Raw genomic sequence first — 14342 nt, 5'->3', positions numbered from 1 at the left:
CCGCCGGGATCACCCGCGTCGCACGATGCGCCTGAACGCCTTCGCGGCGAACGCGCCCGCGACCGCGAAGGGGCTCTCACCGGCGAACTCCCCCGGCTCGAGCAGCGCCGGGCGCGGCGGGGGCGGCGCGTCCAGCAGGCGCAGCACCGTCTCGGCGGAGCGCGACCAGCGGTAACGCTCGCTGGCCTGGCCCGCGGCGGCGCGCGCCCGCTCGCGACTGGCGGGATCGAGGAGCGCCAGCATGGCGCGCGCGAGGCCTTGCGCGTCCCCCGCGTCCGCGGCGGCGCCCCACCCTTCCCGCTCGGCGTCGAGCGCCAGCGTGTCGCCGCGGGTGCACGCCACCGGCAGGCGCGCCCACAGGCAGTCGAGGAGCCGGGTGCGGAAGGCCAGCTCCGCCTCGAGCGACGGGCGGTGCGCCGTGACGGCGAGGTCGGCCTCGAGGAGCAGCGCGCCGCGCTCGGCGTACGGCACCCAGCGGTCGAGGAAGTGCACGCGATCCTCGAGCCCGAGCGCGCGGACCGCCTCGCGCGCCTCGGTCGCGGCGGCGCGCATGGTGTCTCCACCCGGGCGAGCCCCGCCGAGGAAGACGAGGTGGAGCTCGCGCCCCTGGTCGCGCAGCGCCGCGACGGCCTTCACCGCCAGCGCCGGGTCCATCCAGTCCCACAGCCCGCCCCAGAAGAGCGCGACGGGGGCCGAGGCCGGGATGGAGAACGCCCGCCGGAGCGGCCCGTCGCCCGGCTGCGGCGGCGCCTCGGGCAGGCCGAAGGGAACCACCGCGAGGAGCTTCCGCGCGTCGGGGTCCTCCGCCAGCGCCGCCGGGCCGAGCCGCCCCACCGCCCCGAGCCAGCCGAGCCAGAAGGCGCGCTGGGTGGGCGAGGCGCACAGGACGTGGTCGGCGCGGGCGAGGAGCGCGCGCAGGCGGGCGCGGACGTAACCGAGCGAGAGCCGCTGGCTCGCGGTGGGGCTGGGGCCGAACTGGGCGAGCTGCTCCAGCTGGACCGGGTCGTACAGGTCGAGGACGAGCCGACCGCGCAGGCGCAGCGCGGTGGCGAGGGGGAAGCCGAACCCCTGGGTGACGAGCGCGTCGGCTTCACGCGTGACCTCGCGGAGCGTCGCCGGCGCGTACTCGGCGGTGCAGAAGGGCTCGCCCGAGAGCGAGGTGGCGCCGGCGGCGACCAGCGTGACCTCGTGCCGGGCGGCGAGCCGGCGCGCCAGCTCGACGACCCGGATCCCGGGGCCCGCCATCTCGGCGCCGACCCGGTCCGCGCAGTGCCAGACGACCTTCACGCGGTCCGTGCCTCGGGCGGCGGGTGGAACCCCTGCAGCTCCCGGTAGCGCGCGATGGCCGGCTCGGGCGCGCCGTCGAACACGAGCTGCCCGTGATGGAGCACGATGACCCGGTCGCAGAGCTCGGTCACCGACCCCATCGTGTGCGAGACGTAGAAGATGGTGCAGCCTCCCTGGCGGATGGAGCGGATGCGCTCCATGCACTTCGCCTGGAAGCGCTCGTCGCCGACCGCGAGCACCTCGTCGATGATGAGGATCTCGGGGTCCACGTCGGCGGCGATCGCGAAGCCGAGCCGCGCGTACATGCCGGAGCTGTAGTTCTTGACCGGCTGGTCGATGAACTCGCCGAGCTCGCTGAACTCGACGATGCGGTCGAGCTTCCGCGCCATCTCCTTGCGGCTGTGGCCCATCAGGGCGCCGTTGAGGAAGATGTTGTCGCGGCCGGTGAGGTCGGGGTCGAAGCCCGCCGCGAGCTCGATCATGGGCGAGATGCGGCCCTCGACCCGCGCCGTCCCCTCGGTGGGCCTCAGCACACCGGCGGCCACCTTGAGGAGCGTCGACTTGCCCGAGCCGTTGTGGCCGATGAGCCCGACCGACTCGCCGGGGCGCACCTCGAAGGAGACGTGCCGCAGCGCCCAGAAGTCCTCGTAGCTCTTCCGATGGCGGAAGCGTCCGAGCACCGCCTCCTTGAGCGTGTCCACCCGCTCCCGGTAGAGCCGGAAGGACATCCCCACGTCCTTGAACGAGAGCTTGCCGGGCATGGGTCAGAAGTGGTGGATGTGCTCGGCTTCCCGGCTCGTGAAGACGAGCACCCCCAGCCCCAGCACGAGCGCGGTGGCGAGGGCCGCCGGACCGAGCACCGAGGCTCCGGGAAGCCGACCCTCGTAGAGCGACAGCTGGAAGCAGCGGACGATCGGGGTGGCCGGATTGGCGGCGAGGATCCAGCGCAGCGATCGGTACGGGAGCTTTTCCAGATAGGACACCGGGTAGATGACGGGTGTCACGTAGAACCAGACCTGGATGAGGATGTCGATGAGGTGCCGCATGTCGCGGTAGAAGACCGTGAGCGAGCTGAAGAGCAGCGCCAGCCCCGACGAGAACAGCGTCACCAGGACCAGGGAGGGGAAGAGCCCCAGCCACGAGAGCCCGGGCGGCCTCCCCAGGGCCGCCGCGATGATGGCGAGCGGCACGAGCGAGAGGAGGAGGTCGACCAGCTTGGAGGCGACCACCGCCAGCGGGTAAACCATCTGCGGCACCGCCACCTTCCGGATCAGCCCCTGGTTGTTGAGGAGACAGTGGGCCGCACCGGTCAGCGAGACGGAGATGAGCGTCCAGGGCAGGAAGCCGGCGAGCAAGAACACCGGAAACTGCGGGACGTCGACGCGCATGATCGTCTTGAAGACGAGCGTGTACACGAGCATCTGGAGAAGCGGACTGAGGAGCGTCCAGCCCATCCCGAGCACGCTGCGCTTGTAGCGGACCTTGAGATCGCGCGAGACGAGCAGCGCGATGAGCTCGCGGAACTTCCACAGCTCGCCGAGCGGGCGGGCCAGCGTCGTCACGCGGCCCTCCGGGAGCGCCACTGCGCGTGGAAGGTGTCGAGCGCTGCCTCGATCGCGAGCGGCCGGCTACGGAGCAGCGCCGCGGCCCTATCGATCCGCAACGCCGAGCGGAGCGGCCGGGGCGCGAGCAGCTTCACGTCCGCGGTGCGGACCGGCACGATCTCGCCGCGCAGGCCGAAGCGCGCCGCGACCCGCTGCGCGAAGTCCACGCGGTCGAGGGAGGTGGCGCCGGCCGTGTGCAGCACGCCCTGGTAGTCGTGCTCGAGCAGCAGCTCGAGCGTCATCGCGGCGGCGCTCTCGGCCAGCGTGGGCGAAACCACCTGGTCGCAGAAGGCCGTCACCGGCTCGCCGCGCGTGAGCTTCTCCACCACCTGCGTGGCGAAGGTGTTCTTGGCGCCCGGGCGGCCGCTGTAGACGACGGCCACCCGCGCCACCGCGCGATCGGGCGCGAGGAGCAGCGCCGCCTCCTCTCCGCAGCGCTTGGTGCGGGCGTAGGCGCCGCGAGGGTTCGGCGTGTCTTCCTCGCCATACGGCCCCGCCTCGCCGTCGAACACATAGTCGGTGGAGACCGCCACCAGGCGCGCGCCGAGCGCGCGGCAGGCGCGCGCCACCTGCTCGCTGCCGCCGACGTTCACCCGCCAGGCGGCGTCCGGGTCGCGCTCGCAGCCGTCCACGTCAGTCAGGGCGCCCGCGTGCAGCACCGCATCGGCGCGGAACGCGCGGAGCGCCGCCTCGACCGTCTGCCCGTCGCCGAGATCGGCGTCGGCCCAGGAGAAGCGTCCGGCCGGCAGGCGGCAGGCGCCGCGGCCGATGGCCAGCACCTCGTGCGCGCCGGCGAGCTGCGCCACCGCAGCGCCGCCGAGGAGCCCGTTGGCCCCTGTGACCGCGACCCTCAACCTCGCACCCCGTACTGCTTCTCGTAATACTTGAGGTACTCCCCGGTGAGGATGCGCTCCCACCAGCCGCGGTGCTCGCCGTACCAGGCCACCGTGGCGGCGAGCGCGTCCTCGAAGCGGTGCCGCGGCGCCCAGCCCAGCTCGCGCTTCGCCTTGGCGGCGTCGATGGCGTAGCGCCGGTCGTGACCGGGGCGGTCCTTCACGTACTCGATGAGCGACTCGGGCTTGCCGAGGAGCCGCAGCACGGCCTTCACGATCTCGATGTTGTGCCGCTCGCTGGAGGCCCCGAAGTTGTAGACCTGCCCGGCCTTTCCCTGCTCGAGCGCCGCGAGCAGGCCGCGGCAGTGGTCCTCGACGTGGATCCAGTCGCGCACGTTCATCCCGTCGCCGTAGACCGGCAGCGGCCGGTCGCGCAGCGCGTTCGCGATCATGAGCGGGATGAGCTTCTCGGGGAACTGGTACGGGCCGTAGTTGTTGGAGCAGCGCGTCACCGTCACGTTCATCTTGAAGGTGTGCGCGTAGGCGAGCGCGAGCAGGTCTGAGCCGGCCTTCGAGGCCGAGTACGGCGAGGAGGGATCGAGCGGCGTCTCCTCGGTGAAGAAGCCCGTGGGGCCGAGCGAGCCGTACACCTCGTCGGTGGAGACGTGCAGGAAGCGCTTCACCTCGAGCTCGCGCGCCGCCTCGAGCAGCACCTGCGTCCCGCGGACGTTCGTCTCGATGAAGATGGCGGGCGAGAGGATGGAGCGGTCGACGTGGCTCTCGGCCGCGAGGTGCATCACCGCGTCGATGTGCTCGGAGCGGATGAGCTCGGCGACCAGCTCGCCGTTCGAGATGTCGCCGCGGACGAAGCGGTAGCGCGGGTTTCCGGCCAGGTCGGCCAGGTTCTCGGCGTTCCCGGCGTAGGTGAGCTTGTCGAGGTTGACGATGCGCCACTCAGGGCGCTCGGCCAGGAGGAGGCGCACCAGGTTCGAGCCGATGAAACCCGAGCCACCCGTGATGAGGATATTCATGGAAGTCTCGGACCTGGCGCTGCAAGCCGTTCGAGTCGGCCGCACGGCGCGCTTCACTCACGGGCCGCGCGCCTGAAACCCCTAGAAAGTTCCCGCTTCTAGCGCGCTCCGCTCGTCAGTGTCAAACCGAGCGCACACCGGCCTCCATGCCTTGACCATGAGAACACTGCCGGGTACTAAGGTCGGTCCTGCGAGGGGATTCATGAGAATCGTACAGGTCTCGACACTTTATCCGCCAGAGTTCTTCTCCGGCGGAACGCTGGCCCCGCATCAGGTCGCGCTCACGCTGAAGCGTCGAGGCCACGAGGTCAGCGTCTACTCGGGATCGTGCGTATTTGGAGTGCCCGCGCTCACCGAGAAGAGCTGGACCTACGAAGGACTCCCCGTTCACGCGCTCACGGTGACGGAGGGCTACGGCCACGTCCCCGCCAATTATCGCAATGCGTCGGCGGCGCAGCGTTTCGATAGATATCTCGCGGCCGTCCGCCCGGACGTGGTGCACTTCCACAGCATCCAGGCGCTGGGCGCGGACCTCCTGGAAGTCGCCCGGCGGCACGGAGCCGCGGTCGTCGTCACGATGCACGACGGCTGGTGGGTCTGCGCGCGTCAGTTCATGTTCACCGGGCCGCCGGCGAACCGGATGTGCCAGCTCGTCGTCGACCCTGCGACGTGCGATTGCATCGACGGCTTCGACTTCGTCGCCCGGCGGAAGTACCTGGCTTCCGCCCTGGAGAGTGCCGATCGCGTGCTCGCGGTGTCCGACGGGTTCGCCCGGGTGCTGGTGGAGAACGGCGTCGCGCCCGGGAAGGTGGTCACCTGTGAGAACGGGGTGGCGCCCGCCAAGCCGATCGCGCGGCGGCCATCGCCACGGGTGCGCTTCGGGCACTTCGGAGGACCCGATCCATGGAAGGGGGCCGCGACGCTCGCGCGCGCCATGGCGCTGCTCGACAGCGACGTCGCCGCCGAGGTCTTCGGGATCGAGGCCGACGCGTGGCGGAGCATGGGCGGCCGCTGGCCCGACCCGCGCGTTCACCTCCGGCCGCGCTTCGGCCCGCGAGAGCTGCCGGCGCTCATGGCGGATCTCGACGTCGTCGTCGTGACCTCGATCGGCATGGAGACGTTCTCGATCGTCGCGCGCGAGGCGATGCAGTACGGCCTCCCGGTGATCACGTCGACCACGCTCGGCCCGCAGGGCCTGGTGCGCGACGGCGAGAACGGCCTCGTCTACGAGCGCGGGGACGCGGAGGGCCTGGCCGCCGCCATGCGGCGGTTCGCCGAGGACCCGGCCTTCCTGGCGAGCAGCAGCGCGGCGGCTTCCGCCACGCCCATCCGAACCATCGAGCAGCAGGTCGACGACATCGAAGCGATCTACCGCGAGGTGGCCGCGAACCGCGACGCACCGATCGACGCTCCTCCGCTGCCCCGCTCGGTCCTGTTTCTCGCCGGGATGGACGGCGCGCCCTACCGCTATCGCGTCATGCACCTCTGCGAGCAGCTCGAGCCGCTCGGGATCCGCACGACCGCGCGGTTCGCTCGCGACGAGGAAGCGCTCGCGCTCGCGGGCGAGCACGAGATCGTGGTGCTGAACCGGGTGCCCTGGGATCCCTGGGTCGAGCGGGTCGTCGCGCGGGCCCGCGCCGCCGGGGCCGTCCTCGTCTTCGGAGTCGACGATCTCATCTTCGATCCCACCCTCCAGATCGAGGCCCTCAAGGCCTTGCCGCGGAGCACCGCGCGCGCCTACCGCCACGGCCTCAAGCTCTTCCACGAGACCTTCAAGGCCTGCGACGCGTTCCTGGGGAGCACCCCGGCGCTCACCGAGGCGGCGAGCGCGCTCGGCAAGCCGGCGTTCATGCACGGCAACACCCTCGGGCGCGAGCTCGTCCGGCTGTCGGAGGCGGCGCGTCTGGCGGCCTCGGAGGAGCGCGCCCGGCGCGCGAACGGCGTGGTCCGCGTCGGCTACTTCAGCGGGTCCTACGCGCACGACGCCGACTTCATGACCGCAGCGGCGGCCCTCGCGGAGGTGATGCGGCAGCGGCCGTCCGTGCGGCTCGTGCTGGGTGGGCACCTCCGCGTCCCGCCGGTGCTGCAGCCGTTCGAGGAGCGGATGGAGCGCCTGCCCTTCGTCTCCTGGCGCGAGCTTCCCGGGCGCATCGCGCGCATCGACATCAACCTCGCCCCTCTCGAGACGCCCTCTCGCTTCAACGACGCGAAGAGCGCGCTCAAGTGGTTCGAGGCGGCCGCGGCCGGCGTGCCCACGATCGCGTCACCCAGCGCCGCTTTCCAGGAGGCGATCCGACACGGTGAGACGGGCATGCTGGCCGCCACCTCGGAAGAGTGGTCGTCGGCACTCCTCGCCCTGGTGGATGACGCCGCGCTCCGGGCACGGATCGCCGACGCCGCGCGGACCGACGCGCTCGCACGCTTCGGCCCGGAGGTCGGCACGCAGGCCCTGGCCGACACGATGCGCGCGCTGTATGCGCTCGCCCCCGGCCCGATGCGGCGCCTGCCGGCGGTCACGGACTCCGAGCTGGCGGCCATTCGCGCCCGCGGCATCGGGATCGGACGGCCCGCCCTCGAGCCGTTCGACGCCGTCGCGGGGACGTCGCAGCTCTTGATGGAGAACGTCACACCGCCGCTCGGGCGCATCACGGCCAATCAGCCCGTGTTCCTGCCGACCGGGCTCCTGTATCGGGTCGACTTCTGCGTCGGGACCTACGGGCGCATCCACCGATACGATCTGGTGCTGCGCGTCATCGACCTCGCCACGGGCGAGGAGCTGGGCCAGGCCTCGCTCCCGGCCGAGCACGCTTGCGACAACAGCTGGCTCGCGTTCGAGCTGGACGAGATCCCGGTCCAAGAAGGTCGCCAGGTGCTGTTCGTGATCGAGGCTCCAGCGGCGCCCCGTCGCGAGGGCCTCAGCCTTTACTGTCACATCGGTGGGTGGCCGGGGGGCGTGGGCTGGGCCGGGGGTGCCCACGGGTTCAATCTCGCCTACCGGACGTGGTTGCGTCCGCCCGGCTGGCGCTCCGCCGCGGCGGTCGAACCCGCGACCGACCCCGAGCAGGTGGCGAGGGATGCGCGCCGCGCCGCCGCCCGCGCGGCCCGGCTGGAGCAGCGCTTGGCGATGACGGAGGAGCGCCTGAGGCGCATCGCGGCGGAGCCCTCGGGACTCGCTCGGGCGCTGCTGCGGACGCGACCGGGTCGCGCGCTGGCGCGCCTCGCCACCTTGGCGGAGGAGCCGGGTCCCTCGATGCCAGCGCGCGTCGTGCGGGGCGCCATCGCCAAGCTCGGCCGCGGTGACGACCAGGACGTCGATCGCAGGATGGAACGCGTCCGCGCGACGCTCGCCTACCGCGTGGGACGCCGGGTGTACCGGGGGCTGCGCCGGCGATGAGCCGCCGGCTGGGAGTCCCCACCTCGGCGCCTGGGAAGCTGCCCCCGCGTCCCGGCGCCGAGGCGAACAGCACCGCCCGCCGCGCTCGCCTTGCCCGCCAGTGCTGGACCCCACGATGACGAGTCCCGCCTCGCACCCCGACAAGCTCTTCCTCTACCTGGCCCTCTGCTTCGGCATCGTCTTCGCGTTCGTCGTACCGCCGATCCAGTTCGCGGACGAGGATAGCCATTACAAGAAGGCCTACGCGGTCTCGACCGGAGACGTGCTTCCGCATGCGGTCGTCGACGCGTCGGGAGCGCACTTCGGGAACCGCCTGCCGCGATCCGTCCTGGAGTTCGTCGATCAGCACCGCTACATGATCGGCCGCCCCGAGGCCAAGTACCGTTACTCCGACCTCTACCTGAGAACGGCGGCTCCCGCAGGGCACGGCGATCGAGCGTTCAACAGCCACTCGGCGGCCGCGCTCGATCCGCTCGTCTACCTGCCGTCGGCGCTCGGCATGCTGGCGGGCCGGCTGCTCTATGGCGCCGTCGGCGCCAGCGCGCTGTACACGCCGGCGGCGAACCTCTACTTCGGCCGACTCTTCAACCTGTTCTTCTTCGTGGCCTGCGTCACTGCGGCCATCCGCCTGACGCCCATCGCGAAGACGGCGTTCGCCGTGGCCGCCCTCCTCCCGATGTCGCTGGCCCTCGCGGCCAGCGTGAACCGTGATGCCACGGTCATCGCCGCCGCGTTCCTCTTCACCGCCTTCGTCCTGCACCTCGCCCACCGGAGCGAGCCGATTCGCCGCCGGGATCTCGTCGGCCTCTTCGCTCTTGGACTCGTGCTCCTGCTGGGGAAGCAGATCTACTTCTCCTTGATGGGCCTCCTCCTGCTCGTGCCGCCCGGGCAATGGGGGCCGGGGCGAGCCAAGTGGAGGTCCATCGCGGTCCTCGTCGGCGCTTGCCTCGGCCTCTACCTGCTCGAGTCCGTCTACGTCGCGGCGCTCGGACGTGGCGCAGCCTCCCCGGAGGCTACCGCCGTCCACCAGCAACTCGCGTACGTCCTGCACAACCCGGCGCGCTGCCTCTCGCTGATGGTCGCGACGCCGGTGCGCAGTCGCATCGGCTGGACGGTGGGCTTGATCGGCAACCTCGGGTGGCTGGACACGAACTTCCCCTACCCGTTCCTCGCCGTCCCCGGCGTCGCGCTCGCCGCGACGACCCTGTTCGATCCCGGAGGCGCCGTCGGACTGGCGCCTCGCCCGAAGCTCGTCGCGCTCGCCATCCTCCTCGCGACAGGGCTCGCGATCGAGCTCGGATTCTACGTGCTCTGGACCTCGCTGCCGAGCGAGGGCGGCGTCGGCGCGGACACGATCACCGGAATCCAGGGCCGGTACTTCCTCCCGCTGCTGCCACTCGCGATCGTCCTCGTCCGAAACGGCTGGACCGCGGGCTGGACCAAGGCGGGTGAGCTCGTCGACCTGCTCCTCCCCCCCGTGCTCACCGCGGTCCAGGTCGTGACCCTCTTCATCCTGGTGCTCAGGTACTGGATCCCCTGACGCCGCAAGGCCGTCGCTGCACCGGGGGCCCAGCCACCCGGCCGTTTGCGATGGTCTCCCGGCGGCGAGATCACTACACTCCGCGCTCCCCATGCCACGCCCGCTCCGCATCTCCGTGGTCACCCCGTCGTTCAATCAGGCGGCCTTTCTCCCCCGCACGCTCCAGAGCGTCCTCGGCCAGCAGGGAGAGTTCGAGCTGGATTACCGCGTCCAGGACGGCGGGAGCCGCGACGGGAGCGTCGAGTTGCTGGAGCGCCACGCCGGCCGGCTCCGGTTCAAGACCGAGCCCGATCACGGCCAGGCGGACGCGGTGAACCGCGCGCTGCGTGAGGCCGACGGCGACGTGGTGGGTTGGGTGAACAGCGACGATCTCCTCCTCCCTGGCGCTCTCGACCGCGTGGCGAAGGCCTTCCGGGAGCGGCCCGGGACGCAGTGGGTGCACGGTCGGTGCGAGATCATCGACGCCGAGGACAGGCCCATTCGCCGCTGGCTCTCGGCCTACAAGGACCGGCGCTGCCGCCGCTACAGCTACCGGAAGCTCCTCCTCGAGAACTTCGTCTCCCAGATGACGGTGTTCTGGCGCCGCGACGCGCTCGACGCGGGCCCCCTGGACGAGGCGCTTCACTACGCGCTGGACTACGACCTCTGGCTCCGCCTCGGGAAGCGCTCTGCCCCGGTCTTCATCGACGCCCCGCAGGCGGCGTTCAGGTGGTACGACACGAGCAAGAGCGGCGCCCGCTTCGACGTTCAATTCGAGGAGGACCTCCGGGTGTTCGAGCGCCACGCGCCGCCAGGCGATCGCCTGCTGCGCCTCGAGAAGCGCCTCCACACGGCCGGGATCGTCGCCGCGTACCGGGTGCTCAGGGCGTTCCGGTAGTCGCCCCGGGCGAGCGGTTCGACCTATTTCGCCACCAGCAGCAGGATCCCCCCGAGCACGACCGCGGCACCCGAGATCTGGCGAGCGGTCAGCCGCTCGCCGAGGATGAAGACGTTCGCGGCGATGACCGCGATGATCGAGGCGGAGGTCACCAGCGTGGTGATGGTGGTCGAGCTCCGGGACAGCACTGGGTCGCGGTAGAGCGCCTGGTTCATGAGGATGAAGCAGAGCCTCGCCGCGAACGCGAAGGCCGCTCCCAGGATGAAGTGCCAGTCCCAGATCAGGTTCCACACCGCGAGCGCGACGGACGGCGTGTCCTTCGCGAGGAAGCTACGGGCGCCGGTGAGCAGGATCGAGATGACGGTGACGGCCGAGAACAGCAGGGCGTAGGCGGCGACGAGCAGTCCGGTGGGCATGGGCGGAGCCGCGGAGCGGCGACGTGGAGCGAGGTGGAACGGCGTCGGGTGCGGCGGGGTGGGACGGCGTCATTCGCGCGCTGCCGCTCCGTCGAGCCGTTCGCGCAAGGTGTCGAGCTCCGCGCGCAGGAGCGCGCACTCCTGCGTCAGCCGACGGGTGCGGGCTGCCTGCCCCGACATCGAGACGGTGAGCGCCAGCAGGTTGAGGAGAACGTACACGAAGGCCAGCGCGAACAGCGCGTTCGACGGGACCTCGATGTTGAGCCCACGGGCGAACCACCGCAGGGTGCCGGGAAACAGCGTCGCGACGAGCGCGCCCGAGGTCGACACGAGCCACAGCAAGCTGTCCCGCAGGCTCAGCCGGTGGTAGCGGATCAGGTACACGAGCCAGCCGACGAACAGCAGGAGGACGGCAGCGGCGAAGAGCTGGAGATGCAGCGGCAGCCCAGGCGCGTTCATCTCGTCGCCTCCGTGCCGACCTGCTCACGCGCCACGCGCGCCGGCAGCAGCATGAGCGCGAGCGACACCTTGACGAGGTAGTACACCGTTCGCCAGGCCGTGATGGAGCTGCGGCCGTGCAGCCGCTCCTCCATGCGCACCGGGATCTCGCGGACCGCGAGTCCGCTCCGCACCGCCAGCGCGATGGCCTCCGGCTCCGGATAGTCGGACGGGTACTGTCGTGCGAACAGCGCGACCGCGCGCGCCCCGGCGGCGCGAAAGCCCGACGTCGGATCGGTCACGCGGGCGCCGCACCTGGCCCGAAGGAACCACGCCAGGTACCGGATCCCCGCGCGCCGAAGCGGCGTCGAGCGGAACCCGCCCTCGGCGAGGAACCGCGAGCCGATCACCACGTCCGCGGCCCCGGCGGCGAGCGGCGCCAGCGCCTCCGCGATGAAGCGCGGATCGTGCTGGCCGTCGCCGTCGACCTGGACCGCGGCGTCGTAACCGTGATCGCGCGCCCACAGGTAGCCCGTTTGAACGGCCCCGCCGATCCCCAGGTTCAGCGGGCTCCGGAGGACACGCACCCCGAGCGCGCGCGCGACCTCCGCCGTCGAGTCGGTTGACCCGTCATCCACCACGCAGAGATCGCACGCGGGGGCCGCCGCCCTGACGCTGGCGATGGCTCGGGGCAGGTTCCTTGCCTCGTTGTAGGCAGGCATGATGACCAGGGTGCGCACGTTTCACATTTAGCACGGTCCGCGGCGAACGTGCCGAGTCTGACCGGTCGTCTCCCCGTCCCTGCCGCCGCCGCGCGACGACGGCCTCGCGCTCAGCCGTGCCGCGACACCGCAGGCCCCGCGCCGGCACGCTGCTCGCGCGCAGCCAGCTCGAGATCCGACTCCACCATCATGGAGACGAGCGCCTTGAAGCTCGTCCTCGGCTTCCAGCCGAGCTGCTGCTCGGCCTTGGAAGCGTCGCCGAGCAGGAAGTCGACCTCGGTCGGCCGGTAGTAGCGCGGGTCGATGTCCACGAACTCGCGGTAGTCGAGCCCGAGGTGGCCGAAGGCCAGCTCGCACAGCTCGCGGACGGTGTGGCTCTCGCCCGTGGCGCAGACGTAGTCGTCGCCCTTGGGCTGCTGGAGCATGAGCCACATCGCCTCGACGTAGTCCTTTGCGAAGCCCCAGTCGCGCCTCGCCTCGAGGTTGCCGAGGTAGAGCTTCTTCTGCATCCCGAGCTTGATGCGAGACGCCGCGCGGGTCACCTTGCGCGTCACGAACGTCTCTCCGCGCCGCGGCGACTCGTGGTTGAACAGGATGCCGTTCGAGACGTGCATCCCATACGCTTCGCGGTAGTTCACGCCGATCCAGTACGAATAGACCTTCGCGCAGCCGTAGGGGCTGCGCGGGTAGAACGGGGTCTTCTCGTTCTGCGGCGGCGGCGAGGCGCCGAACATCTCGGACGACGAGGCCTGGTAGATGCGGGTGTCGCTGAGGCCGATCTCCCGGACGGCCTCGAGCAACCGGATGGTCCCGGTGCCGGTCACCTCGGCCGTGTACTCGGGCACGTCGAACGACACGCGGACGTGGCTCTGCGCGCCGAGATTGTAGATCTCGTCCGGGCGGACCTTCTTCAGGATGATGTTGAGCGACGACGCGTCGTTGAGGTCGCCAAAGTGGAGGAAGAGCCGCGTCCCCGGCAGGTGAGGGTCCTGGTACAGGTGGTCGATACGTCCCGTGTTGAAGGAGGACGAGCGACGGACCATGCCGTGCACCTCGTACCCCTTCTCGAGGAGCACCTCCGCCAGGTAGCTGCCGTCCTGCCCGGTGATCCCGGTGATGAGCGCCTTCCTCACTGGATCTCCCCGCGGTGCGCCTCGAACCAGGCCACCGTCTCGCGCAGCCCCTCCTCGAACCCGATCCGCGCCTTCCAGCCGAACTCCCGCTCGGCGCGGGAGGTGTCGAGCATGCGCCGGGGCTGACCGTTTGGCTTCGAAGTGTCCCACACGATCCGGCCGTCGAACCGGCACAGGCGCGCGACGAGCGGGACGAGCTCGCTGATCTTGATCTCGAACCCGGCGCCGAGGTTCACCGGCTCGCTCTTGTCGTAGCGCTCGCAGGCCGTGACGATGCCCTCCGCCGCGTCGCGGGCGTGGAGGAACTCGCGCGAGGCCGAGCCGTCGCCCCAGACCACTATCTGATGGTCGCCGCGCTCGCGCGCCTCGATGCACTTCCTTATCAGCGCCGGGATGACGTGCGAGCTGTGGAGATCGAAGTTGTCGCGCGGGCCGTAGAGGTTCACCGGGAACAGGACCGACGAGTTGAACCCGTACTGCTGCCGGTAGGCCTGGCTCTGGACGAGCAGCATCTTCTTCGCCAGGCCGTACGGCGCGTTCGTCTCCTCGGGGTAGCCGTTCCAGATGTCCTCTTCCTTGAACGGCACGGGCGCGAACTTCGGATAGGCGCAGATGGTGCCGAGCGCGACCAGCTTCTTCAGCCCGACCTGCCGGCCCACCTCGATGAGCTGAACGCCCATCATGAGGTTGTCGTAGAAGAACTTGCCCGGGTTGTCGCGGTTGGCCCCGATGCCGCCCACCCGCGCGGCCATGTGCACGAGCAGCGTGGGCCTCGCATCCGCGTAGAGCCGCCGCACGGCGGCCATGTCGACGAGGTCGTACTCCCTCGAGCGCGGCACGACAACCTCGCGGGCGCCGCGCCGGCGCAGCTCGTCGAGGACGAAGCTCCCAAGGAAACCAGCACCACCCGTGACGACGACCCGCTCGGTCGACCAGTCGAAAGACACTTGAATTCCCCCCGGAGATCGCCCGGTCTTCGGCGCGTTACGCGCTTCCTTACCGCAGCACCTGCGTCGCCGGCAACCGGTGGATCTTCGCGATGCCGGGGGCGCGCGGTGTGTGTGCGA

The 14342-nt window shown here is 70.9% G+C and carries 13 protein-coding genes; 3 read left to right on the top strand and 10 right to left on the bottom strand.

The window, feature by feature from the left end:
* Positions 1 to 9 precede the first annotated feature (9 nt).
* The 5 genes from HWY08_RS05680 to rfbB are packed head-to-tail and all read right to left on the bottom strand — an operon-like array spanning position 10 to position 4755.
* Positions 10 to 1287, bottom strand: coding sequence for a glycosyltransferase (locus HWY08_RS05680; protein ID WP_176063799.1), 1278 nt, complete (start codon positions 1285 to 1287; stop codon positions 10 to 12).
* Complete coding sequence (locus HWY08_RS05675) at positions 1284 to 2048, bottom strand: ABC transporter ATP-binding protein (protein WP_176063797.1); 765 nt, start codon at positions 2046 to 2048, stop codon at positions 1284 to 1286. Before HWY08_RS05675 ends, HWY08_RS05680 begins: the two co-directional genes overlap by 4 nt.
* Positions 2049 to 2051: 3 nt before the next feature.
* Positions 2052 to 2849 (bottom strand): ABC transporter permease, encoded by a 798-nt coding sequence (locus HWY08_RS05670; protein WP_235969469.1) that lies wholly within the window; start codon positions 2847 to 2849, stop codon positions 2052 to 2054.
* Positions 2846 to 3745, bottom strand: coding sequence for an SDR family oxidoreductase (locus HWY08_RS05665; RefSeq protein WP_176063794.1), 900 nt, complete (start codon positions 3743 to 3745; stop codon positions 2846 to 2848). The genes HWY08_RS05670 and HWY08_RS05665 overlap by 4 nt, the downstream gene beginning before the upstream one ends.
* The gene (rfbB, locus tag HWY08_RS05660) at positions 3742 to 4755 is read right to left on the bottom strand and encodes a dTDP-glucose 4,6-dehydratase (RefSeq protein WP_176063792.1); all 1014 of its coding nucleotides are present in this window, start codon (positions 4753 to 4755) and stop codon (positions 3742 to 3744) included. The genes HWY08_RS05665 and rfbB overlap by 4 nt, the downstream gene beginning before the upstream one ends.
* A gap of 157 nt (positions 4756 to 4912) precedes the next feature.
* Between rfbB and HWY08_RS05655 the strand changes: the two genes are divergently transcribed.
* The 3 genes from HWY08_RS05655 to HWY08_RS05645 all read left to right on the top strand — a co-directional run bounded on the left by HWY08_RS05655 (position 4913) and on the right by HWY08_RS05645 (position 10566).
* Complete coding sequence (locus tag HWY08_RS05655) at positions 4913 to 8149, top strand: glycosyltransferase (protein WP_308469064.1); 3237 nt, start codon at positions 4913 to 4915, stop codon at positions 8147 to 8149.
* 115 nt (positions 8150 to 8264) lie between these two features.
* Positions 8265 to 9689 (top strand): DUF2142 domain-containing protein, encoded by a 1425-nt coding sequence (locus HWY08_RS05650; protein WP_176063788.1) that lies wholly within the window; start codon positions 8265 to 8267, stop codon positions 9687 to 9689.
* Between the two features lie 91 nt (positions 9690 to 9780).
* Positions 9781 to 10566 carry a glycosyltransferase family 2 protein gene (locus HWY08_RS05645; protein ID WP_176063785.1) on the top strand — a complete coding sequence of 262 codons (786 nt, stop codon included), beginning with the start codon at positions 9781 to 9783 and terminating at the stop codon, positions 10564 to 10566.
* A 23-nt stretch (positions 10567 to 10589) separates the two neighbouring features.
* Here HWY08_RS05645 and HWY08_RS05640 read toward each other — a convergent pair whose 3' ends face one another.
* From HWY08_RS05640 to HWY08_RS05620, 5 genes are all read right to left on the bottom strand, one after another.
* Positions 10590 to 10982: a hypothetical protein gene (locus HWY08_RS05640; protein ID WP_176063783.1), complete on the bottom strand. Its 393-nt coding sequence runs from the start codon at positions 10980 to 10982 to the stop codon at positions 10590 to 10592.
* A gap of 69 nt (positions 10983 to 11051) precedes the next feature.
* Positions 11052 to 11441 (bottom strand): DUF2304 domain-containing protein, encoded by a 390-nt coding sequence (locus tag HWY08_RS05635; protein WP_176063781.1) that lies wholly within the window; start codon positions 11439 to 11441, stop codon positions 11052 to 11054.
* On the bottom strand, positions 11438 to 12160 hold the full coding sequence (locus HWY08_RS05630) for a glycosyltransferase family 2 protein (RefSeq protein WP_209005118.1): 723 nt from the start codon (positions 12158 to 12160) through the stop codon (positions 11438 to 11440). Before HWY08_RS05630 ends, HWY08_RS05635 begins: the two co-directional genes overlap by 4 nt.
* Before the next feature lie 92 nt (positions 12161 to 12252).
* Positions 12253 to 13275 (bottom strand): GDP-mannose 4,6-dehydratase, encoded by a 1023-nt coding sequence (gmd, locus tag HWY08_RS05625; protein ID WP_176063778.1) that lies wholly within the window; start codon positions 13273 to 13275, stop codon positions 12253 to 12255.
* On the bottom strand, positions 13272 to 14222 hold the full coding sequence (locus tag HWY08_RS05620) for a GDP-L-fucose synthase family protein (RefSeq protein ID WP_176063776.1): 951 nt from the start codon (positions 14220 to 14222) through the stop codon (positions 13272 to 13274). The genes gmd and HWY08_RS05620 overlap by 4 nt, the downstream gene beginning before the upstream one ends.
* Between the last annotated feature and the right edge of the window lie 120 nt (positions 14223 to 14342).

Source organism: Anaeromyxobacter diazotrophicus, from assembly GCF_013340205.1.
Taxonomy (GTDB): Bacteria; Myxococcota; Myxococcia; order Myxococcales; family Anaeromyxobacteraceae; genus Anaeromyxobacter_A; species Anaeromyxobacter_A diazotrophicus.
Note: the sequence above shows the minus strand (reverse complement) of the source record. Positions and strands in the feature narration are given on the sequence as shown.